Annotated in this window: 20 protein-coding genes and 2 tRNA genes; 18 read left to right on the top strand and 4 right to left on the bottom strand. The window is 71.6% G+C overall.

Annotated elements, in window-relative coordinates; translation table 11 throughout:
• Positions 1-12: 12 nt before the first annotated feature.
• The 4 genes from nadD (at position 13) to ACWGR4_RS12575 (ending at position 4,012) form a co-directional block, all read left to right on the top strand.
• Entirely contained in the window at positions 13-615 is a 603-nt protein-coding gene (nadD, locus tag ACWGR4_RS12590) for a nicotinate-nucleotide adenylyltransferase (RefSeq protein WP_380002968.1), read from the top strand.
• Positions 612-2,789 carry a LytR C-terminal domain-containing protein gene (locus ACWGR4_RS12585; protein ID WP_452128374.1) on the top strand — a complete coding sequence of 726 codons (2,178 nt, stop codon included), beginning with the start codon at positions 612-614 and terminating at the stop codon, positions 2,787-2,789. The genes nadD and ACWGR4_RS12585 overlap by 4 nt, the downstream gene beginning before the upstream one ends.
• Before the next feature lie 162 nt (positions 2,790-2,951).
• Positions 2,952-3,374, top strand: coding sequence for a ribosome silencing factor (gene rsfS / locus ACWGR4_RS12580; protein WP_126638526.1), 423 nt, complete (start codon positions 2,952-2,954; stop codon positions 3,372-3,374).
• Entirely contained in the window at positions 3,371-4,012 is a 642-nt protein-coding gene (locus ACWGR4_RS12575) for a histidine phosphatase family protein (RefSeq protein ID WP_380003156.1), read from the top strand. Before rsfS ends, ACWGR4_RS12575 begins: the two co-directional genes overlap by 4 nt.
• 120 nt (positions 4,013-4,132) lie before the next feature.
• On the opposite strand, the gene ACWGR4_RS12570 is transcribed toward ACWGR4_RS12575, so the two are convergent.
• On the bottom strand, positions 4,133-4,714 hold the full coding sequence (locus ACWGR4_RS12570; RefSeq protein ID WP_380002971.1) for a PadR family transcriptional regulator: 582 nt from the start codon (positions 4,712-4,714) through the stop codon (positions 4,133-4,135).
• Positions 4,715-4,832: 118 nt separating this feature from the next.
• On the opposite strand from ACWGR4_RS12570, the gene ACWGR4_RS12565 reads away from it, so the two are divergent.
• From ACWGR4_RS12565 to ACWGR4_RS12540, 6 genes are all read left to right on the top strand, one after another.
• Positions 4,833-5,972, top strand: a complete 1,140-nt coding sequence (locus ACWGR4_RS12565; protein WP_380002973.1) for an LLM class flavin-dependent oxidoreductase — start codon at positions 4,833-4,835, stop codon at positions 5,970-5,972.
• 134 nt (positions 5,973-6,106) lie between these two features.
• Positions 6,107-6,871, top strand: a complete 765-nt coding sequence (locus ACWGR4_RS12560) for an SDR family NAD(P)-dependent oxidoreductase (protein ID WP_380002974.1) — start codon at positions 6,107-6,109, stop codon at positions 6,869-6,871.
• Between the two features lie 111 nt (positions 6,872-6,982).
• The gene (locus ACWGR4_RS12555; RefSeq protein WP_439674955.1) at positions 6,983-7,759 is read left to right on the top strand and encodes a glucose 1-dehydrogenase; all 777 of its coding nucleotides are present in this window, start codon (positions 6,983-6,985) and stop codon (positions 7,757-7,759) included.
• A 99-nt stretch (positions 7,760-7,858) separates the two neighbouring features.
• Positions 7,859-8,620, top strand: coding sequence for an SDR family NAD(P)-dependent oxidoreductase (locus tag ACWGR4_RS12550; protein ID WP_380029190.1), 762 nt, complete (start codon positions 7,859-7,861; stop codon positions 8,618-8,620).
• Positions 8,621-8,784: 164 nt separating this feature from the next.
• Positions 8,785-8,857: transfer RNA gene (locus ACWGR4_RS12545), tRNA-Ala, on the top strand.
• A gap of 160 nt (positions 8,858-9,017) precedes the next feature.
• The gene (locus tag ACWGR4_RS12540; RefSeq protein WP_380002980.1) at positions 9,018-9,995 is read left to right on the top strand and encodes an SDR family NAD(P)-dependent oxidoreductase; all 978 of its coding nucleotides are present in this window, start codon (positions 9,018-9,020) and stop codon (positions 9,993-9,995) included.
• 74 nt (positions 9,996-10,069) lie between these two features.
• Here ACWGR4_RS12540 and ACWGR4_RS12535 read toward each other — a convergent pair whose 3' ends face one another.
• On the bottom strand, positions 10,070-10,531 hold the full coding sequence (locus ACWGR4_RS12535; RefSeq protein WP_452128375.1) for a nuclear transport factor 2 family protein: 462 nt from the start codon (positions 10,529-10,531) through the stop codon (positions 10,070-10,072).
• Positions 10,519-11,157, bottom strand: coding sequence for an HD domain-containing protein (locus ACWGR4_RS12530; RefSeq protein ID WP_380002983.1), 639 nt, complete (start codon positions 11,155-11,157; stop codon positions 10,519-10,521). Before ACWGR4_RS12530 ends, ACWGR4_RS12535 begins: the two co-directional genes overlap by 13 nt.
• Positions 11,158-11,294: 137 nt before the next feature.
• Here ACWGR4_RS12530 and ACWGR4_RS12525 point away from each other — a divergent pair, with 137 nt between their 5' ends.
• The 3 genes from ACWGR4_RS12525 to ACWGR4_RS12515 all read left to right on the top strand — a co-directional run bounded on the left by ACWGR4_RS12525 (position 11,295) and on the right by ACWGR4_RS12515 (position 13,165).
• Positions 11,295-12,251: a GlxA family transcriptional regulator gene (locus ACWGR4_RS12525; RefSeq protein ID WP_380002984.1), complete on the top strand. Its 957-nt coding sequence runs from the start codon at positions 11,295-11,297 to the stop codon at positions 12,249-12,251.
• Between the two features lie 53 nt (positions 12,252-12,304).
• Positions 12,305-13,081, top strand: coding sequence for a rhomboid-like protein (locus ACWGR4_RS12520; protein WP_452128376.1), 777 nt, complete (start codon positions 12,305-12,307; stop codon positions 13,079-13,081).
• 11 nt (positions 13,082-13,092) lie between these two features.
• Positions 13,093-13,165: transfer RNA gene (locus ACWGR4_RS12515), tRNA-Ala, on the top strand.
• 85 nt (positions 13,166-13,250) lie between these two features.
• On the opposite strand, the gene ACWGR4_RS12510 is transcribed toward ACWGR4_RS12515, so the two are convergent.
• Positions 13,251-14,417, bottom strand: coding sequence for an epoxide hydrolase family protein (locus ACWGR4_RS12510; protein ID WP_452128377.1), 1,167 nt, complete (start codon positions 14,415-14,417; stop codon positions 13,251-13,253).
• Positions 14,418-14,479: 62 nt separating this feature from the next.
• Here ACWGR4_RS12510 and ACWGR4_RS12505 point away from each other — a divergent pair, with 62 nt between their 5' ends.
• The 5 genes from ACWGR4_RS12505 (at position 14,480) to ACWGR4_RS12485 (ending at position 21,485) form a co-directional block, all read left to right on the top strand.
• Positions 14,480-15,466 (top strand): helix-turn-helix transcriptional regulator, encoded by a 987-nt coding sequence (locus tag ACWGR4_RS12505; protein WP_452128378.1) that lies wholly within the window; start codon positions 14,480-14,482, stop codon positions 15,464-15,466.
• Between the two features lie 134 nt (positions 15,467-15,600).
• Complete coding sequence (locus ACWGR4_RS12500) at positions 15,601-16,245, top strand: lysoplasmalogenase family protein (RefSeq protein WP_380002992.1); 645 nt, start codon at positions 15,601-15,603, stop codon at positions 16,243-16,245.
• Between the two features lie 245 nt (positions 16,246-16,490).
• Positions 16,491-19,391, top strand: a complete 2,901-nt coding sequence (gene leuS / locus ACWGR4_RS12495) for a leucine--tRNA ligase (RefSeq protein ID WP_452128379.1) — start codon at positions 16,491-16,493, stop codon at positions 19,389-19,391.
• Positions 19,392-19,673: 282 nt separating this feature from the next.
• On the top strand, positions 19,674-20,441 hold the full coding sequence (locus tag ACWGR4_RS12490; RefSeq protein ID WP_452128380.1) for a hypothetical protein: 768 nt from the start codon (positions 19,674-19,676) through the stop codon (positions 20,439-20,441).
• A 198-nt stretch (positions 20,442-20,639) separates the two neighbouring features.
• Entirely contained in the window at positions 20,640-21,485 is an 846-nt protein-coding gene (locus tag ACWGR4_RS12485) for a DegV family protein (RefSeq protein WP_380002997.1), read from the top strand.
• The last annotated feature ends 237 nt before the right edge of the window (positions 21,486-21,722 follow it).

Below are 21,722 nucleotides of genomic sequence, written 5' to 3'. Positions count from 1 at the left end.
GATTCTCGCGCCATGAGCGAGCGGAACAGACGTGTCGGTGTCATGGGCGGCACCTTCGATCCCATCCACCACGGGCACCTCGTCGCCGCGAGCGAGGTGGCGGGCCAGTTCGGGCTCGACGAGGTCGTGTTCGTGCCGACCGGTCGACCGTGGCAGAAGTCCGCGCAGGACGTGTCCTCGCCCGAGGACCGGTACCTGATGACGGTGATCGCCACCGCCTCCAACCCGAGGTTCTCGGTGAGCCGGGTGGACATCGACCGCGCGGGCGAGACGTACACCCTCGACACCCTGCGCGACCTGCGCGAGTCCTCGCCCGAGGGCACCGAAATATTCTTCATCACCGGCGCCGACGCGCTGTCCCAGATCTTCTCCTGGCACAACGCGCACGAGATGTTCGAGCTCGCGCATTTCGTGGGTTGCACCCGTCCGGGGCACACTCTGTCCGACCCGGGTTTCCCGGACGGCGGCGTGAGCCTGGTGGAGGTCCCCGCACTGGCCATTTCGTCGACCGACATCCGTACAAGGGTGGCCGGGGGCGATCCGGTCTGGTACCTGGTACCGGACGGGGTCGTTCAATACATCAGCAAGCGGGGGCTGTACCGGGGAGCTTCGTGAGCAACGACGACCGGCGCGAGTGGGAGCCTTACGGCACCGAGCGAGGGGACGGCGGGCAGGCGCAGGAACCGTACGGCCCGGGGCGGGGCGACGGCGGACACCCGGGATACCCCGCACAACCGCCTGCCGGATCGGGCCCCGAGGGTCTCGAACCGGTGAACTTCGCGCCGCAGCAATACCCGTACGACCCGAACGCCGGTTACGACCCGAACGCGGCCTACGACCCGAACGCCGGTTACGGCGCGGGTGGTTACGACGCGAACGCGTACGGGTCCGGGGCCTATCCGGCGGCGAACCCCGGTCAGGACCCGAACGGGTACGGCCAGGGAGCGGGCGCGGGGACGTACGACCGGAGCGGCGGCTACGGCACGGGGTACGACCCCAACGCCGGCGCCTACGCGCCCGGTGCGTACGCCCCCGGCACCTACGACTCCACGGGCTACACCTCCGGCGGCTACGACGCCAACGCGTACGACCCGAACGCCGGTTACGACCCGAACGCGTACAACCCCAACGCCTACGATCCGGCGGCCCCTTCGGGCCAGGCGTATCCACAGCAGGGCAACCCGGGCGGATACCCGGACGGGCAGCAGGGCCGCCCCGAACCGCAGCAGCCCACCGCGTACTACGAGCAGCCCCCCGCCGCCGCCCCCGCGCCGCCCGCGCCCCCCGTGGTGCCCGCGAGCCGGCCCGGGTCGGCCGCGTCGGTGCCGGTGGCCGGTACGGACCCGACCTCGATCGGGGTCGCGGCCGGGTCGACGCCGGTGCGGCCGTCGCGCGCGCGGTCCACGGAGGCGAAGGCCGACTCGGCCGCGTCCGCCCCGCCCGCCGCCGGCTCGTCCGCCACGAGGGCCGGGGCCGGCTCGACCGGGGACGGCCGGGTGCCGCCGCCGAGGACGCGTCGTCCGGGTCCGGGGCGGCCGGGACGGCCCGGCTACGGCTCGGACGAGTTCGCCTTCGTCGACGACGAGAGCGAGCAGGCCGAGGACGTCATCGACTGGCTCTCCTTCGCCGAGACGCGCTCCGAGCGCCGGGACGAGAAGCGCCGGGCGATCCGGACCCGGCTGATCGCCCTCGTCGTGGTGATCGCGGTGGCGCTGCTCGGTGTCGGCGGCTGGTTTGCCTGGGACACCTGGCTGCGGGACGAGAAGAAGGTCGCCGCGCCGGGCAAGAACGGCGGCGTGCTGGTGCAACTACGTGGCAAGGACGGCCGCGCCTCGGCCAACGCGCTGCTCACCGTCGACCCGGCGAAGAACACCGCGTCCATGGTCAGCGTGTCCTCGGTCACCATCGTCAACTCCGACAACAGCTCCTTCCCGCTCGGCCAGTTGATGGCCGACGAGGGCCCCGGCGCGTCCCGGGACGCGCTGTCCGACCTGCTCGGGGTCAAGCTGGACGGCTCCTGGGTGGTCTCCGAGCCGGTCCTGCAGGGCCTGGTCGACCTCGCGGGCGGCATCCAGCTCAACGCCGACGTCGAGATCAAGGGCCAGGACGGCAAGGTCCTGGTCGGACAGGGCCGCAACCCGGCGAACGGGGTCGCGGCGCTGGCCTTCGCCACGTACAAGCAGCCGGGCGAGTCGCCGACGGTGACCGGCGACCGGTTCGGCCGGGTCCTCCAGGGCCTGCTGACCGCGTTCCCGACCCAGCCCGACGCGGTCTTGACGCTGCTCGCCAACATGGCGAACCTGCCGGACCCCTCGCTGCCGGACGACAAGCTCAGCACCCTCCTGGCGAACCTGGCCAAGGCGACCCAGGCGAAGCTGTTGCAGGTCCGGGCGCTGCCGGTGTCGCCGGAGGGCATCCTGGACGTCAACGCCGCCGTCCCGATCGTGCGTGAGCTGCTGGGCGGCACCGTACGCCAGGGCCGGGTCGAGGCGGGTCCGGCGCGTGTGATGGTCGAGGACGCGAGCGGCAAGAACGGCGCCCAGGAGGACGCACACGCCAAGCTGCTGAACGCGGGCGTCACGTACGTCCCCGGCGGTGCGTCGGGCAAGCGCGCACAGCCGACGTCGGTCGTGCAGTACTCCAACGACGCCCGCAAGGTCGACGCGGAACAGGCCGCGCTGACTTTGCACCTGCCGCCGACGTCGGTGAAGAAGGCGACGGGGGAGATGCTGGCGGACGTGGTGGTCACGCTCGGCCAGGACTACACGTTCGAAGCGCCCAAGCCGTAGCGGCGGTGCTTCCCGGCCCGCCGGTCCCGCGTGGACCGGTGAGCCGGGAAGCGGGCCGGATCGGCTTCGGCCGGGCCGGTCGGGAAATAACGAGTCGCCGTCGCACGCCCCGCGTGTGAGACCCTGAACGGTAATCCCCTTGTCGTCCGCAGGAAGCGAATCGTGACCGCAACCCCCCACGCCCTGGAGCTCGCCACCGCGGCTGCCGTGGCATGTGCAGAGAAGCTCGCCACCGACGTCGTCGCCTACGACGTGAGCGAGGTGGTCACGATCACCGACGTGTTCGTGCTCGCCTCCGCGTCCAACGACCGCCAGGTCAAGGCGATCATGGACGAGGTCGAGGAAGCGTTGCGCGGGCTCGGCGCCAAGCCGGTCCGCCGCGAGGGCGAGCGCGAAGGGCGCTGGATCCTCCTCGACTACATCGACATCGTGGTGCACGTCCAGCACGCCGAGGAGCGGGCCTACTACTCGCTCGAGAAGTTGTGGAAGGACTGCCCGCGGATCGAGCTGCCGGAAGCGGTGCTGCGTGGCAACGAGCAGGCCAGGGCCGCCGAGGCGGCGGGGGCGGCGGAGGGCGCGCTCTGAGCGGCACCGGCCGCCGGGTCCTGCTGTGGCGGCACGGCCAGACCACGTGGAACGTCGAGCGGCGTTTCCAGGGCCAGACCGACATCCCGCTGACCGACGAGGGCCTGGCCCAGGCCCGGCGCTCGGCCCGACTGCTCGCGGCGCTGCGCCCGGACGCGATCGTGTCCTCCGACCTGACCCGCACCGTGGACACCGCGGCGGAGCTGGCCCGGCTGGTCGACGTGCCGGTCACCCTGGACCCCGCACTGCGTGAGACCTACGCGGGCGAGTGGCAGGGGCTGACGAATCGCGAGATCGAGGCGACCTTCCCCGAGCAGTTCGCCGCCTGGCGACGCGGCGAACCGGTCCGGCGCGGCGGCGGCGAGCTGGAGAGCGAGGTCGCCGAGCGTATGGCCGAGGCGATCGGCCTCGCGGTCGAGAAGCTGCCCGAGGACGGCACGCTCGTGGTGGTCTCGCACGGCGGCGCGATCCGCTGCGGCCTCGGCGCGCTGCTGGGCCTGCCCCGGGAGACCTGGGGCGCGCTGGGCGCGCTGTCCAACTGCTGCTGGTCGGTGCTCGGCCCGGGAGCCCGGGGATGGCGCCTGCTGGAGCACAACGCGGGGACGCTGCCGGAACCGGTCATCGGGGACGACGTCTGACGGTCGCGACGCGAGCCATGTGACGGTCTCGGCGCCGGGTTCACACCCGGCTCCGAGACCGCTTTCGCTTCGTCTCCCGCTTCATCCCCCGCGTTGTCCTGCCGTCGTCTCGCCGAGTCCTCACCCGGCGGCCTCGCCCCCCTGTTTGCGGTACAGGTCCTCCAGGTCGGCGAGCATGCCGTCGGCGAGATCGCGCTCGGCCTGCCAGTAGCGCTCGCTCCACTTGAGCACCAGGGCCGGGAACGGCCAGCGGTCCTGCGCGGTGTCCTCGCTCGCGCGCACCTCGACCAGCGTGCTCGCCGCGTAGTCGCGGTGCTCGACCAGGGTCTTGCGCAGCTCCTCCGGCTCGCTGAGGTGGCCGAGCCAGACCCGCAGCGCGACGCCGTGCTTGAGCACGGGCGGCCCCGCCGGGGTCTCGCGCGCCCACGTGGCCAGCGCCTCCTGGCCGGAGTCGGTGATGCGGTACAGCCGCTTGTTGCGCAGCTCGTCCTGCGAGGCGATCCGCGAGACGGCGAAGCCGAGCTGCTCCAGGCGCTTGAGCTCGCTGTAGATCTGGCTGAGCGCCGGACTCCAGTAGAAGAAGCGCAGGGACGCGTCGGCCCACTTCTTGAGGTCGTAGCCGGATCGCTCGCCCGGGAACGACAAGAGGCCGAGCACGGCCCACGCGGTTGCGGGCAGCTTCGGGAGCGGATCCCCCGTCATCGTGGCCTCCATCGGTACGCGGCGACTTTTTCTGATTCTACGTCAGTTGGCTATTGACCTGACTGGTCGTCATACATCTAATTGAAGTATTCCACGCCTCGCGCACCAGGAGTACGGCATGCAGTTCTCGATGATCTTCGAAGCCCAGATGGCCAACCCCACGGCGGAACACGAGCGTGAGGTCATCCTCGACTCCGTGGAGCAGGCCGTATACGCCGAGCGCATGGGCTTCGACCGCATCTGGGCCGTGGAGCACCACTCGACGAAGTGGTACTCGCACATGAGTGCCCCGGAGATCTTCCTGACCTGGGTGGCGGCGCGTACCAGCCGGATCCGGATCGCCCACGGCGCGGTCTGCATGCCGTTCAACTTCAACCACCCGGCCCGGGTCGCCGAGCGCATCGGCATGCTGGACACGCTCTCCGGCGGCCGGCTCGACGTCGGCGCGGCCCGCGGCGGCACGCTCCAGGAGTCCTCGCTGTGCGGCGTGGACATCGAGCAGACCAAGGCCCAGGTCGAGGAGGCGCTGCGGATCATCGGCGCCGCGTGGCAGCAGGACGAGTTGGTGTGGCACGGCGACGTGCTCGACATCGAGGGCTCGCACCCGATCCTGCCGCGCCCGGTGCAGACCCCGCACCCGCCGCTGTTCCTGGCCTGCAGCAAGCAGCCGAGCCTGGTCGAGGCGGCGGAGTACGGCGTCGGTGCGCTGGTACTCGGCTTCGCCGGTCCGGAGGAGGTGGCCAACCTCAACCAGATCTACCGGGATGCGATCAAGGAGCGCACCGGCGAGCGGTTCGTGTCCTCGGTGACCAACGACCACCTCGTCGCGCTGTGCCCGACGATCGTCTCCGAGGACGGCGCCCGGGCCCGCCAGGTGGGCGCGCGCGGCCAGCGCTTCTTCGCCCAGTCGATCGCGCACTGGTTCTCCGGCGGCAGGTCCGGCATCCCCGACGAGGCCGTGGTCGAGGGCCGGGACGAGGTGGCGATCATCCACGAGGCCGCCGAACAGCAGGTCGCGATGCTGCACGAGGCGAAGATCCCGGTCACGGTGAACGCCACCGCCACCTACAACGTGAACCACGCGTACGGCACGGCGGAGGACGCGATCGGCTACGTCCAGAAGCTGATCGACGCGGGGGCGGACGAGATCATGTGCCTGATCCAGATGGGCACGGTGCCGCAGGCGGACTGCATGGAGACGATCCGGATCTGGGGGGAGCAGGTCATTCCGCACTTCCGCGCGAAGTACGGGGCCTGAGGGATCGAGACTTCGTTCGGGACGCGGCGCGCGGGCGCCGGTGTCCCGGGCGAGACCGACCGGCCGGATCCGGTGCGGAGGACCGGATCCGGCCGACCCCGGGCCGAGGGCCCGACGACTGGGAGGTAATCACCGTGAGCGACTCGATCGATCTGACCGGCAAGGTGGCGATCGTCACCGGTGCGGCGCGGGGTCAGGGTGAGGCCGAGGCGCGATTGTTCGCCCGGTGCGGGGCCCGCGTCGTGCTGACCGATCTGCTGGAGGACGAGGGAGCCCGGGTCGCCGAGGAGATCGGCCCCGAGGCCCGGTTCGTGCGGCACGACGTGTCGAACGCGACGGACTGGGCGGCGGTCGTCGAGCTGGCCGTGCGGGAGTTCGGCGGGGTGGACGTGCTGGTCAACAACGCCGGGATCATGTGGACCAAGCCGATCCTGGAGGAGACGCCGGAGGGCCTGGATCGGATCCTGAAGGTCAACCTGTTCGGCACCTTCCACGGGATCCAGGCGGTGGCGCCGCTGATGCGGGCGAACGGCGGCGGGTCGATCGTGAACATCTCCTCGCTCGCCGGCCTCCAGGGCATCCCGGGACACGCGGCCTACGGCTCCTCCAAATGGGCCGTCCGCGGCCTGACCAAGACCGCCGCCCTGGAGCTGGGCGAGTACGGGATCCGGGTCAACTCCGTGCACCCGGGGGCCGTGGACACGCCGATGATCGGCAACCGTTTCACGCGCGGGCCGGGCAATTTCCCCACCGTGCCGCTGCGTCGGGTGGGCGAGCCGGAGGACATCGGCGAACTGGTGGTGTTCCTGGCCTCCGACGCGTCCTCGTGGATCACCGGTACCGAGTTCGTGATCGACGGCGGTTCGATGGCGGGCATCGTGCCGCCGGTGCAGGGGTAGCGGCGGCAGCGGGGGCCGGCCGGCAACCGTTCGGTCGGATTTCGATTTGCTTAGTTGTACTATGCAAATGCGAGCCGAGAAGTCGGCAGGCACGGATCGAAGGAACGCATCATGGCTGAACTCCAGGGCCCCAATCTGACCGACAAGGTCGTCATCGTCACCGGCGGAGCCCGCGGCCTCGGCGCCGCGGCGGCCAAGCAGATCGTCGACGGCGGCGGCCGGGTGGTCCTCACCGATCTGCTCGACGAAGGGGCCGAGACGGCCGCCGCACTCGGCGCGCACGCCCGCTTCCACCGGCACGACGTGACGAGCGAGGAGCAGTGGAAGGCCGTCGTCGACTTCACCGTGGCCGAGTTCGGCCGGGTGGATGGGCTAGTCAACAACGCCGGCGTGTCCACCGGCGCGATGTTCGACACCGAGACGCTCGAACACTTCGAGTTCGTGATCAAGGTCAATCTGACCGGCGTCTGGCTGGGCATGCAGGCGGTAATCCCGCACCTGAAGGCGAACGGCGGCGGGTCGATCGTCAACATCTCCTCCGCGGCGGGCCTGATGGGGCTCGCGATGACCGGCTCCTACGGTGCGTCCAAGTGGGCCGTGCGCGGCATGAGCAAGGTCGCCGCGGTGGAGTTGGGCCCGGCGCGGATCCGGGTCAACTCGGTGCATCCCGGCATGATCTACACCCCGATGACGTCCTCGGTGGGCATCCGGGAGGGCGAGGGCAACTACCCGAACACCCCGATGGGTCGGGTCGGCGAGCCGAGCGAGATCGGCGCGGCCGTCGCGTTCCTGCTCTCCGACGCGGCGTCCTATGTGACCGGCGCGGAGTTGGCGGTGGACGGCGGGTGGACCACCGGGCCGACGGTCAAATACGTGATGGGTCAGTGAGGCGGGTGATCGCGCCGCGTTCGGGGACGGGCGGGGCGGGTCCGGTGGATGGCGTGGTTTCCGTGGACGGTGTGGGCGACGTGGATGGGGTGCATGGGCATGGCTGATCTGACCGGCAAGGTGGCGATCGTCACCGGGGCCGCCCGCGGGCAAGGGGCGGCCGAGGCGCGCTTGTTCGTGGCCTCCGGGGCGCGGGTGGTGCTCACCGACCTGTTGACCGAGGAGGGTGAGCGGGTGGCCGCCGAACTGGGCGCCGCCGCGCGCTTCGTCCGGCACGACGTATCCGATCCGGCGGACTGGGCCGCGGTGGTGGACGTCGCGGTCGAGGCGTTCGGCGGCCTCGACATCCTGGTCAACAACGCCGCGATCTACTGGACCAGGGGTTTCGCCGACGAGACGGCGGAGCGTGTGGAGCGGATCATGCGGGTCAACTTCTTCGGCGTCTGGCACGGCATGCAGGCCGTGCTGCCCGCGATGAAGGCGCGCGGCGGCGGTTCGATCGTCAACATCTCGTCCCAGGCCGGCCTGGAAGGCATGCCGGGACACGCGGCCTACGGCGCGACCAAGTGGGCGGTACGCGGGCTCTCCAAGACCGTCGCCCTGGAGGTCGGCGAGCACGGCATCCGGGTCAACTCGGTACACCCGGGCACCATCGACACCCCGATGATCGCCGCGGTCGGGCTGGAGCAGGGCGCGGGGAAGTACCCGTCCGTGCCGCTGCGCCGGATCGCCGCCCCGGAGGAGGTCGCCGAGGTGGTGGCCTTCGTCGCCTCCGACGCGGCGTCCTACCTGACCGGCACCGAATTGGTCGTCGACGGCGGCGCCATGGCCGGGATGGTCAGGCCGGTCGGCAGCTTCTAGTCTCGGCGGGGGGCCGGGGGTGGGTGGGGCGGCTCGACGAGCGCGCTCCGCGCATCCCCGGTCACCCACGATCGGTGCCGGGAAAGGCGTTTGGAAGCGATGCGGGGGAGCGTGTAAAGTACTCGTGGTCGGGAGGGCAAGCCCATCCGACCCAGGTGAATAGCGGGGCTGTAGCTCAGTTGGTAGAGCGCTTGCATGGCATGCAAGAGGTCCGGAGTTCAATTCTCCGTAGCTCCACAGAGATGGTGAGACCGCCTTCCGGATTCGTTCGGGAGGCGGTCTTTTTTGCGTTCTCGATGCGGCATCGATGCGTCCACCGCGCGGCATCGGTGGAAAAAGTGTGAAAGCCCTGTTCCGGGCATTCTCCCTTCGGGATCTCGACGAAGGTGAGCATGCGATGACGGAGAGTCGGTTCTGGGAGCGGGCGATGGACCGGGCAATCGTGCCCGGATACAGCCGGATCGGGTACCGGGTGCGGCGGTCGGGATTCACGGCCGACCCCCAGCACACGCTCAAGGGGCGGACCGTGGTGGTGACCGGGGCCTCGTCCGGGATCGGCGAGGCGGCGGTGACCGGCCTGGCCCGGCTCGGTGCGACCGTGGTGCTGGTCGGGCGGGACGCGGCGCGGGCCGAGGCGGCCGGCCGGCGGGTCGCCGAACTGGTGCCCGGGGCCGACCTCGCCGTGCGCCGCTGCGACGTGGGCAGCCTGCCCGACGTTGCCCGCCTCGCGAAGGAGCTGCGGGCCGAACAGGGTCCGCTGCACGCGCTCGTGCACAACGCCGGCGTATTGCCCCGGGAGCGTGCGGTGACCGCCGAGGGGCACGAGGTGTGCCTGGCGGTGCATGTGCTCGGACCGCATCTGCTCACCCGGCTCCTCGCCACCGACGCCGCCTCCTGCGCGCGGGTGGTGTGGATGAGCTCGGGCGGGATGTACACCCAACGGCTGCCGGTGGACGACATCGAGTACGAACGCGGCCCGTACCGGCCGACCGTTGCCCACGCCCGGACCAAACGCATGCAGGTCGTGCTCGCCGAACTGTGGGCCGAACACCTGGGCGACGGCGGCCCGGTCGTGCACGCCACCCACCCGGGCTGGACCGACACCCCGGGGCTGCGCGCATCGATGCCCACCTTCCGCCGGCTGACCGCACCGCTCCTGCGCAGCCCCGAAGAGGGCGCGGACACCGCCGTGTGGTTGTGCGCGGCGGACGAACCCGGCCGCACCACCGGGCTGTTCTGGCAGGACCGCGTCCCGCGCCCGACCCACTACCGCGCGGCCACACGCGAGAGCCGGCCGGACCGGGCCTGGTTCTGGCGGCGGTGCCAGGAACTCACCCACCCGTGGGCGGGGGAATGCGGGGGACGCGGGGACTGAGGGTGCCGGGGGCCGGGTTCGAGGGGCGGGCCCGAGGACGGTCGACGCGTCCCCGGATCCACCCCTCGTCCCGCTCACGCGAGCGGGAATCCGACCCCGTGCTCCTCGACCGGCCGAGGTCCGTGGATGCGCCGATCGGCCTCGGTGATCGCGACGTCGTTGATGCTCGCCTCGCGCCGCCGCATCAGGCCGTTGTCGGCGAACTCCCACAACTCGTTGCCGTAGCTGCGCCAGAAGGCGCCGGTGCCGTCGTGCCACTCGTACTGGAAGCGGACCGCGATGCGGTCGGCCGTGTACGACCACAGCTCCTTGCGCAGCGCGTAGTCCTGCTCGCGGGCCCACTTCTCGGTCAGGAACGCGACGATGGCCGGGCGGCCGGTGACGAAGCGGTCCCGATTGCGCCACACCGAGTCGGGGGTGTACGCGAGCGCGACACGCTCGGGGTCGCGGGTGTTCCAGGCGTCCTCGGCGGCCTGCACCTTGGCGCGGGCGTCGGCCTCGGTGAACGGGGGCAGCGGCGGCCTCACTCGGACCACCCCGACTGCTCGATCACGTCGACGAAGTTCGTGCGCTCGAAGCCGGGGACGAACCGGTCCAGGACATCCGCCTTGACGTTGCCGAACGTGGTTTGCGGGCGGTGCTCGATGCCCTCGGTGAACGCGCGCAGGATCCGCCGCTTGAAGTCCGGGCGGGGATGCGCGGCGACCACGGCCGCGCGCGCCTGCTCGGAGAGGTCGTCGAGGCCGATCCCGAGCACGTCGAGTTCGACGCCGGCGGTCACCAGGGCGACCTCGGGCTCCATCCGGGTGGGGATCTCGGGGGTGGTGTGCAGGGCGATCGCGGTCCACACGATGCGGGCCTGCTCGGCGGAGAGGCCGTGTCGCAGTACGAAGTCGCGGGCCGCGTCGGCGCCGTCCAGTTCGAAGCGCTGCTGCGAGTCGCGATGCTCGGCGGTCAGTCCGAGGTCGTGGAACAGCGCGGCCACGTAGAGCAGTTCGGGGTCGAAGACCAGGCCCCGGCGGCGACCCTGGAGCGCGCCGAACAGGTACACGCGGCGCGAGTGGTCGTAGAGCAGCGAGCCGGCGGTGTCCCGGACCAGTTCGGTCGCCTCCTTGGCGAGCGCGCTGTCGGGGATGTCGACGTCGGCGATGCGTTCGGACATGGCGTCGGTCCTTTCCTGGATGACGGTGGCGGGTTTGTGTCTGCGTCGAGCCTCGCCTTCCGTGCCCGTTCGGGGCCATGTCCATCCGGACACCGATCCCTCGGATTCGGACATGCTCCCCGGCTAGCCTGGATGTCATGCGACGCAGGAATGTGGCCGTGCTCGGCTACGACGGAGTACGGCTGATGGACGTGACCGCACCGCTGGAGGTGTTCGGCACCGCCGAGCGCATGGGCGGGGCGTACACCGTGACGCTGTGCTCGCCGACCGGTGAGCCGGTGACCACCTCGGCCGGCACCCGGCTCATGGTGGACGCCGCCGCGGCGGAGATCGACGCCGCGCACACCCTCGTGGTGCCCGGGTCGGTCGAGTTCCCGCAGTACGCGCCGCCGCTCGCGCTGCTCGACGCGGTGGCCGCGCTCGCCGAGGTTTCCGAACGGGTCGCGTCGGTGTGTACGGGGGCGTTCGTGCTGGCCCGGGCCGGCCTGTTGGACGGGCGGCGGGCCGTGACGCACTGGCGGCACGCCGCGCTGCTCGCCCGGTACCACCCGGCGATCACGGTCGAGCCGGACGCGATCTTCGTCCGGGACGGTTCGGTCTACACCTCGGCCGGGGTCACCGCCGGCATCGACCTCGCGCTCGCCCTGGTCGAGGCCGACGAGGGCGCCGACCTGGCTCGCGAGGTGGCCCGCGACCTGGTGGTGTTCCTGCGCCGACCCGGCGGCCAGTCGCAGTTCTCGGTGCCCTCGCGCACCCCGCCCGGCGCCGACGACCCGCTGCGCCCGGTGCTGGACGCGGTCGCGGCGGATCCGGCGGCCGACCACTCGCTGCCCGCGCTGGCCCGGCTCGGTGGGTTCAGTCCGCGCCACCTGACCCGGCTGTTCCACGAGCGGGTGGGCACGACGCCGGCGGTGTACGTCGAGGCGGTGCGGATCGAGGCGGCCCAGGCGCTGCTCGCCGCCGGCGCCACGGTCACCGCCGCCGCCGCGCGCAGCGGTCTCGGCAGCGACGAGTCGCTGCGCCGGGCGTTCCTGCGCCGCCTGGGCGTCACCCCCTCCGCCTACCGGGCCCGCTTCCGCAGCACGACGGGCTGAGCGCCGGCGCGGGGTCGGGATTGGCCACGATCGGCTTCGGGCACCGGCCCGGCGTGATCGTCGGAATCGGGCTCGGCCTCGTCGTCGCGTGGTACGTGCTGCGCGGCTTCGGCAACCGGTGGTGGTGGGCGCGGCGTTGGGTGAACCGGCTGAGCCCGTGGACCCGGCGACTGCACGCGTGGGTCCTGTCCGCACCCGTCACCTTCACCTACATGGCCATCTTCACTGCGTCCACCGTGGTGCAACGCACGTCGCCGCCACGGCTGATCGACCTGCTCACCAAGCTGAACAGCACCAACCTGTTCCGCCTCGGCGACGATCCGGTGGAAGCGCTGCTCACCAGCGCCTTCTGGGTCGCCGACCACGGGTCCGGCCTGGCCACGTACGTGCTCGTGTTCGGCACCGTGGTGGCCTGGGCGGAGCGCCGCTACGGGTCGCCTCGGATGTTGCTGATCGGCGCGAGCGCGCACGTGTTCGGCTCGCTGATCACCGCCGCGGTGGAGAAGGGCGCGATCAGGGCGGGGCGACTGCCGGCGAAGATCGCCTTCGCCACCGACGTCGGGGTCAGCTACGTCGAGGTCGGCTCGTGCGTCGCGGCGGTGCTGATCATGACCGGCTGGGTCCGCCTGGCGGGCGCCGCGGTGATGTTCGTGTGGGTCGTCCTGCCGGTGATCGTGGACCACAGCATCTGGGACTTCGGGCACCTGTACGCGGCGATGAGCGGCCTCGCCGCCGCGATCGTGCTGCGCCTGGCCGGGCCGCTGCGCACCCCGCCGCCGCTCAAACCACCCTTGGTCGTGAGCACGGTGACCGACCGGGTAGACTCATAACGTATTCGCGCGGGGCTGTAGCTCAGTTGGTAGAGCGCTTGCATGGCATGCAAGAGGTCCGGAGTTCAATTCTCCGTAGCTCCACATCGCGTCGAAGGCCGCTTCCCGATTCGGGAGGCGGCCTTCGATCGTTTCCGGCCCCGGGCCCCACGCCCGCGTTCGTCGGTGCCTATCGCTCCAGGCCCGCGAAGAATTCGCGGACGTCGCCGATCAGCAACTCCGGCTGCTCCAGCGACAGGAAGTTGCCGCCGCGCTCGAACTCCGTCCAGCGCACCACGTGGTGGTCGCGCTCGGCGAACCGGCGGATCGCCACGTCCGACGGCAGCGCGACGGCCACCGCCGTCGGCACCGTGCCGCGCTCCTTCGGCGCCCACGCGCCCTGGTCGTGCGCCATCTCGTAGTAGAGGTTGGCGGAGGATCCGGCGGTGCCGGTGAACCAGTACACGCTGATGTTGGTCAGCAGGGTGTCCCGGTCCACCGCGTCCTCGGGCAGCGCGCTCGCGGTGTCCGTCCACTCCTTGAACTTCTCCACGATCCACGCGAGCTGGCCGACGGGCGAGTCGTGCAGCCCGAAGGCGAGCGTCTGCGGCCGGGTCGACTGGATCGCGTTGAAGCCCATCTTGTCGTCGCGGAACTCCTGGAGCCGGGCGAGCCTGGCCTGCTCGCCCTCGGTCAGCCCGGCGAAGTCGGCCGGGTCCTCGGAGGGGAAGGTGACCAGGCCGTTGACGTGGATCCCGAGCACGTGCTCGGGATCGATCCGGCCCATCTCGCCCGCGATCCACGCGCCGCCGCCGTTGCCCTGTACGCCGTAGCGCGAGTAGCCCAGGCGGGCCATCAACTCGGTGAACGCGCCCGCGATCCGGCCGGTGGTCCAGCCGGGGCCGGACAGCGGGCCGGAGAAGCCGACTCCGGGGGTGTCGGTGACCACGACGTGGAAGTCGCGCGACAGCGGCTCGATCACGTCGACGAACTGCACGAACGAGCCCGGCCAGTCGTGGATCAGCAGCAGCGCCGGGGCGTCGGCCCGCTCGGAGCGCACATGTGCGAAGTGCACGTCCTGGCCGTCGATCCGGGTGACGAACTGCGGGAAGGCGTTGAGCCGCGCCTCGGCCGCGCGCCAGTCGAACCCGTCCGCCCAGTAGGCGGCCAAATCCCGCAGGTAGTCCGTCGGCACCCCGCGCGTCCAGGCGGGCACGCCCGGGACGTCGGCGGCCCAGCGGGTGCGGGCCAGCCGGTCGCGCAGGTCGTCGAGATCGGCCTGCGGGATCTCGATCCGGAAGGGGCGGATCGTGGTGTCGGCGACGGTCTCGGTTGCGGTGCTGCTGCTGTTCTCCATGAGAAGAAGACTAGGATCCAATTAGGAACACTACGCTCCTATCGAGGCGGCACGCTGAGAAAATGTTGGAAACCTCCGCGCGGTTGTTGCGCCTGCTGTCCCTGCTCCAGACACCCCGTGAATGGCCCGGCTCGGAACTGGCCGAACGACTCGGCGTGAGCGGTCGCACGATCCGCAAGGACGTCGACCGACTGCGCGAACTCGGCTACCCGGTCGACGCCTCCCGCGGCTCCACCGGTGGCTATCGGCTTGCCGCCGGCGCCGCGATGCCGCCGCTGCTGCTGACCGACGACGAGGCGGTCGCGGTCACCGTCGGCCTGACCACCGTCGCCCGAGGCGCGATGGCGGGCATGGAGGAGACCTCGGTACAGGCCCTGGCCAAGCTCGAACAGGTGCTGCCCGCGCGCCTGCGCCGCCGGGTGCGCGCGTTGCAGCGCTACGCGGTGTCGGTGCCCGCGGATCGGCCGGACACGAGGGTGGACACCGAGGTGCTCACCGCCCTGGTCGCGGCCTGCCGGGACCGCGAGCGGCTGCGCCTGGACTACCTCGACCACTCCGGCGCGGCCACGCGGCGCACGGTCGAGCCGCAGCGGGTGGTCAACTGGGGGCGCCGCTGGTATCTGGTCGCCTGGGACGTGGACCGCGACGCCTGGCGCACCTTCCGGGTCGACCGGCTCACCCCGCGCACCCCGACCGGGCCCAGGTTCGCGCCGCGCGAGGATCCGGAGGGCGACGCGGCGCGGTACGTCGCGGGCAAGGTCTCGGCCGCCGCCTGGCGACACCGCGCCCGGGTGCTGGTGCATGCGCCCGCCGCCGAGGTGCTGGAGCGGATCAACCCGGCCGTGGGCACCGTCGAGGTGGTCGACGCGCACACCTGCATGCTGGACACCGGCGCCGACTCGCTCGACACTCTGGCCGTGCACCTGGGCCTGCTCGGCCACGACTTCGACGTCACCGAGCCCCCGGAACTGGTCGCCCACCTGCGCGCCTTGACCACCCGCTATGCCCGCTCGACGCCCCCCGAGCCGGCATCGCCACGAGCGCGGTGAAGCGGCGGGACCGGGCGGTTTGTCGCCCCCGTCCGGCACCGGTGATCACGATTGGGGTTTTTCCCGTCACGGTTGCGTGACGGGTCGAACGAGTGGGCGAATGGTCCGGTTTCCGGCCAGTAGTGTCGCCGGACGTGACCCTCACCGCCGTACTCGTGCTGGTGCTCGCGAGCCTGCTCGCGGTCGCCGACTGGGTGGCCGTCGCCCGGGAACGACTCCCGCTCGATCGCCTCCTGAAACCCGCGGTGATCTGTGCCCTGATCGTGGTCGTCTGGTCGTTCGACGACGTCGACGGGGCACTGCGCGCGCTGTTCAGCGTCGCGCTCGCGTTGTCGCTGGCGCGGGACGTGCTCGCGCCCCGCTGGTTCGCCGGGGCCGTGACCGCCTCGCTGCTCGCGCACGGCGTCTACGTCGGCGGCTTCCAGCGCATGGGCTGGTCGTGGTTGTGGGCCGCGGCGGGCATCGTGGTCGTGCTGTTCGCGGCGGGGGCGTACGCGGTCCGGCTGGTCACCGGCGCGCGCGAGACCGCGCCCGCCTACACCGGCATGGTGCCGGTCTACGTCGGTGTCGTGTCGGTGATGGTCGTCGCCGCCGCGGCCACCGGCCGGCCGAGCGCGGTGGCCGGCGCGTTCCTGTTCTACGTCTCCGACACCCTCGTCGCCTGGAACCGGTTCCGCGCCCCGACGCCCTACGCCCCGGTGCTGATCGCCGGCGCCTACCATCTCGCCCAGATCCTGCTGGTGTTGTCGCTGTCCACCGGGCCCGCCCCCGGATTGTGAGCGGTGCGGCCCGGGTGCCGACCCCGGGCCGACGGCGTCCTGCGGTAACCTGGGGCCATGCGTGCCGTACTGCTGCTTACCGGGCCGCGCTGAGCAGGCCGGGTGGAGACCACTCCCACCCGACTCGGCGCGGCGACCCCTCCTGAGCGAGGGGTCTTTTCGTTTCCAGAACCGGCCGCTTCGCGGAGGCGGCCGTAACCGGAAGAAGCAGTCGACGGCTGCCCACACCCCGATGGTTGAGGACGATGACCGAGATGACGCAGGGCCCTGCCGGCAACACCGACGCCCCGACCGAGCCCTACCGCTACACCGCAGTCCTGGCCGGTGACATCGAGGCGCGGTGGCAGGACCGCTGGGAGGCCGACGGCACGTTCGAGGCGCCCAACCCGGCCGGCCCGCTGGCCGAGCCGGAGAAGGTCGCCGGGCGGCCCAAGATGATGGTGATGGACATGTTCCCGTACCCCTCGGGTGTGGGCCTGCACGTCGGACACCCGCTGGGCTTCATCGCGACCGACGTCTACGCCCGGTTCAAGCGCATGACCGGCCACAACGTGCTGCACACGCTGGGCTACGACGCCTTCGGCCTGCCCGCCGAGCAGTACGCGGTCCAGACCGGCACCCACCCGCGCGTGACCACCGAGGCGAACATCGCCAACATGCGCCGCCAGCTGCGCCGGCTGGGCCTGGGCCACGACCAGCGCCGATCGGTGGCCACCACCGACCCGGCGTACTACCGCTGGACGCAGTGGATCTTCCTGCAGATCTTCAACTCCTGGTACGACCCCGAGGCGCCCGGCGCGGACGGCGGCGTCGGGCGGGCACGGCCGATCGCCGAACTGGTCGAGCAGTTCGAGAAGGGCGCGCGGCCCACCCCGGACGGACGCGCGTGGGCCGACCTGAGCGGCACCGAGCGCGCCGCCGTGCTGGACGAGTTCCGTCTGGCGTACGTCTCGCAGGCCCCGGTCAACTGGGCCCCGGGCCTGGGCACCGTGCTGGCCAACGAGGAGGTCACCGCCGACGGTCGCAGCGAGCGCGGCAACTTCCCCGTGTTCAAGGCGAATCTGCGGCAGTGGATGATGCGGATCACCGCGTACTCCGACCGGCTGCTGGCCGACCTGGACAAGCTGGACTGGCCCGAGCCGATCAAGATCATGCAGCGCAACTGGATCGGTCGATCCGAGGGCGCCCGGGTCTCCTTCGCCACCGACGCCGCGCCGATCGAGGTCTTCACCACCCGCCCCGACACGCTGTTCGGCGCCACGTACATGGTGCTGGCGCCGGAGCACGACCTGGTCGACTCGATCGTGGCCGACGCGTGGCCCGAAGGTATCCCGGCGGTCTGGACGGGCGGCGCGGCCACGCCGGCCGAGGCGATCGCCGCATACCGCCGGTTCGCCCAGTCCAAGAGCGACGTCGAGCGGCAGAGCGAGGGCAAGGACAAGACCGGCGTCTTCACCGGCGCCTACGCGACCAACCCGGTCAACGGCGAGCGGGTGCCGATCTTCATCGCCGACTACGTGCTGATGGGCTACGGCACCGGCGCGATCATGGCGGTCCCGGCGCACGACCACCGCGACTTCGAGTTCGCGCGGGCCTTCGAGCTGCCGATCCGGTGTGTGGTCCGGCCGAGCGACGACCGCTCGATCGAGGACACCACCGACTGGGCCGACGCGTTCGTGTCCTACGACGCGGCGCTGGTGAACAGCACCGGCGAGGGCATCGGCCTGGACGGGCTGGGCGTGGCCGACGCCAAGAAGGCGATCACCGAGTGGCTGACCGAGCGCGGCATCGGCGAGGGCACGGTCAACTTCAAGCTGCGCGACTGGCTGTTCTCCCGGCAGCGCTACTGGGGCGAGCCGTTCCCGATCGTCTTCGACGAGGACGGCGTCGCGCACGCGCTGCCCGACTCGATGCTGCCGGTCGAGCTGCCCGAGATCGACGACTACCGCCCGCGCACGTTCGACCCGGACGACGCGGACACCAAGCCCGAGACGCCGCTGTCGCGCAACGCCGACTGGGTGAACGTCACCCTGGACCTGGGCGACGGGCCCAAGAGCTACCGCCGCGAGACCAACACCATGCCCAACTGGGCCGGTTCGTGCTGGTACGAGCTGCGCTACCTGGACCCGACCAACTCCGACATGCTGGTCGACCCCGAGGTCGAGAAGTATTGGATGGGGCCGCGACACGAGGGCCACACCGGCGGCGTGGACCTGTACGTCGGCGGCGTCGAGCACGCGGTGCTGCACCTGCTGTACTCGCGCTTTTGGCACAAGGTGCTGTTCGACCTGGGCCACGTGTCCTCGTTCGAGCCGTTCCACAAGCTGTTCAACCAGGGCTACATCCAGGCGTTCGCGTACAAGGACGAGCGCGGTGTCTACGTCGAGGCGAGCGAGGTCGAGGAGCGCGACGGCGGCTTCTTCCTGGGTGAGCAGGCGGTCAGCCGCGAGTACGGGAAGATGGGCAAGTCGCTGAAGAACTCGGTGACTCCCGACCAGATGGCCGAGGAGTACGGCGCGGACACGCTGCGCCTGTACGAGATGTCGATGGGCCCGCTGGAGATCTCCCGGCCGTGGGACACGCGCGCGGTGGTCGGTTCGTACCGCTTCCTGCAGCGGCTGTGGCGCAACATCGTGGACGAGCACACCGGTATGCCGACCGTGGTCGACGAGCCGGCCGACGAGGCCACGCTGCGCGCCACCCACAAGGCGATCGACGGCATGCGGCGGGACATGGACGCGCTGCGCTTCAACACCGCCATCGCCAAGGCGATCGAGCTGAACAACGCGCTGGTCAAGCTGCCGGCCGTGCCGCGCGAGATCGCCGAGAAGCTGGTCCTGATGGTCGCGCCGCTGGTGCCGCACGTGGCCGAGGAGCTGTGGTCGCGGCTGGGGCACGGGGACACGGTCACCTACGAGGCGTTCCCGCAGGCGGATCCGGCCTACCTGGTCGAGGACACCGTCACCTGCGTGGTGCAGGTCAAGGGCAAGGTACGGGCCCGCCTGGAGGTGCCGCCGACGATCGGCGAGGACGACCTGAAAGCGCTGGCACTGGCCGATCCGGCGATCGTGGCGGCGCTGGACGGGGCGGGTGTGCGGATGGTGATCGTGAAGCCGCCGAAGCTGGTGAACGTGGTTCCGGCGTAGGGGGTTGGTGGGTGGGTCGGTCGCTCGTTGCGGGGCGGCCGACTCGGCTGCCCGGCTCGGGGCGTCGCTCGTCGCGGGGCGGCGGCCCGGCTCGCGGGCCGGGTGAGCGGCGCCGGCGAGTGGCGCTTCGGTGGGGCGATTTCCGGTCGGTGGCGGGGGTGTTTCCGGTCGGTGACGATCGGCCCGGAACGCGGGGTTTTCCCGGCGCGTGCGTGGCGGAGCCTCGCGGCGGGGTTAGTGTGAGTGAATACCTTCCGGCCCCGACCAGGCAGGAGACGCCTCGTGGCCCTCGCCGACGTTCCCGCGCCCACCCACTCTTTGGCGGGCGGTGCCGAGACCCTGGGCGTGGTGCTGGGCGCCGGCGTGCTCGCGTGTCTCGTCCTCGTGGGCGTCGTGGTGGGCCTGATCACGATGATGCGCCGCGCGGTGCGGCGCCGGATCGAGCGGCACGCCCCGCGCGTGCGCGGCATGGTGGAGGACGCCGCGTCGAAGGCGCGTTCGTACACGCTCACCGGCGGCGCCGGCGAGGCGGCCCGGATGCGCGGGTCGGTGCGCCGTTCGCTCGACCAGACCCGGCGGGTGCTGGAGGCGGGCTACGCGCACGATGCGCAGCTGTCCGACGCGGTTGCGCTGCTGCGCCGGTTGGACGAATTCGCCAAGGCGCTGGACACCGACCTGAAGCTGCTCGAACGTGAGCCGGACCGGACCCGGGTCGACCGCGAACTGCCCGGCCTCAAGGACCGCGCGGACCGCATCGAGCACGCCGCGGCCTCCCTGCGGTGGGCCGTCCAGGACCGCGAACGCCATTTGGGCGAGGACGAGTTGGACCGACTCGGCACCGACGTCGAGCGCGAGGCGGCGGCCTTGCGGGCGTATGCGGAGGAGCGCGGGGCGGGTGGAGCGGGTCCGTCGGGGTTGCCGGGTCCACCGGCTCGGTCGGGGGGCTCCGGTGCGTCCGACCCTTCGGATCGGCCGGATCGCTCCGGTCGGCCCGGTCGCTCCGATCAGTCCGGTCGCTCCGATCGATCCGAAAGCAAGCGCCTGACCTGAACACGTGCCGGCGGCGAGCCCCCACGACGGGACGCGTCGGCCGCACCGTGGCGCGCGCCACCCGCGTGCCGGGGCGTGGCATGGTGACCGAAAATTGATTGTGGTGTCCCGAATCGGCGACCCGACCCCGGGTAGCCGGGACACCGACCCCGCCCCCCTGTCGTCTCACATCCGGGTGGTTGCCCGCTCATGCCGACGATGCCGACCGATCTCGCCGTGGTCACGGACTCCACGGCCTACCTGCCCGAGGAGCTCGTGGAGCGGCACCGCCTCGTGGTGGTCCCGCTCAAGGTCGTCCTGCGCGGGCGGCCACTGGACGACGGCATCGAGGCCACCCCGGCCCAGCTCACCGACGCCCTGCGCCAGCGCCGGATCGTGACCACCTCGCGGCCGGCGCCCGAGACGTTCGCGGAGACCTACCGCGAACTCGCCGAGAAGGGCGCGACGGGCATCGTCTCGATCCACCTCTCCAGCGAACTCTCCGGCACGTACGAGGCGGCGCTGCTGGCCGCCCGCGACGCCGAGGTGCCGGTGCGGGTGGTGGACTCGCGCACGCTCGGGATGGGGATGGGCTTCGCCGTACTGGCGGCGGCCGAGGCGGCCCGGGACGGCGCCACCCTGGAGGAGGCGGCGATCGCGGCGGAAAAGCGGGCCCAGGCGGCCTCGGCCCTCTTCTATGTCGACACCCTCGAATACCTGCGCCGAGGCGGCCGGATCGGCGCGGCGGCGGCCTTCATGGGCACGGCGCTGGCGGTGAAGCCACTGCTGCACGTGAGCGACGGCTTGGTCGGCCCACTGGAAAAGGTCCGCACCTCGGCACGCGCGATCAGCCGCCTGGAGGAACTGGCGGTGGAACACGCGGGCGCAGGCCCGGTGGACGTGGCGGTACACCACCTGGCCAGCCCGGACCGAGCAGAGGCACTGGCCGCACGCCTCCAGGAACGCCTACCGAACCTGCACGAACTTTTCGTCACCGAGGTGGGCGCCGTAATCGGCGCCCACGCGGGCCCGGGACTGCTGGCGGTGGTGGTCTCGCCCCGGTGAGGCGGGGTGGGCGCGCGTGCGTTGGCGCATCGGGCCCCGGCCGCTCGTCGGTGCGGTGGGGTGCGGTGGGGTTCGGTGCGGTGGGGTGCGGTGCGGTGCGGTGCGGTGCGGTGCGTGGCGGTGGGGTGCGCGGCGGTGCGGTGCGTGGCGAGAAAGGCGGCCTGCGGCGGCGGGGGGTGAGAGGGCACTCGGTCAAGCCCGCCGGTCAGCCCTTCCGGGTGGGTCGGGGTGTGTCCG

The sequence above is a fragment of the Embleya sp. NPDC055664 genome, assembly GCF_053618075.1.
The sequence above is the reverse complement of the archived record's forward strand: the minus strand, read 5'-3'. Positions and strand labels throughout refer to the sequence as shown.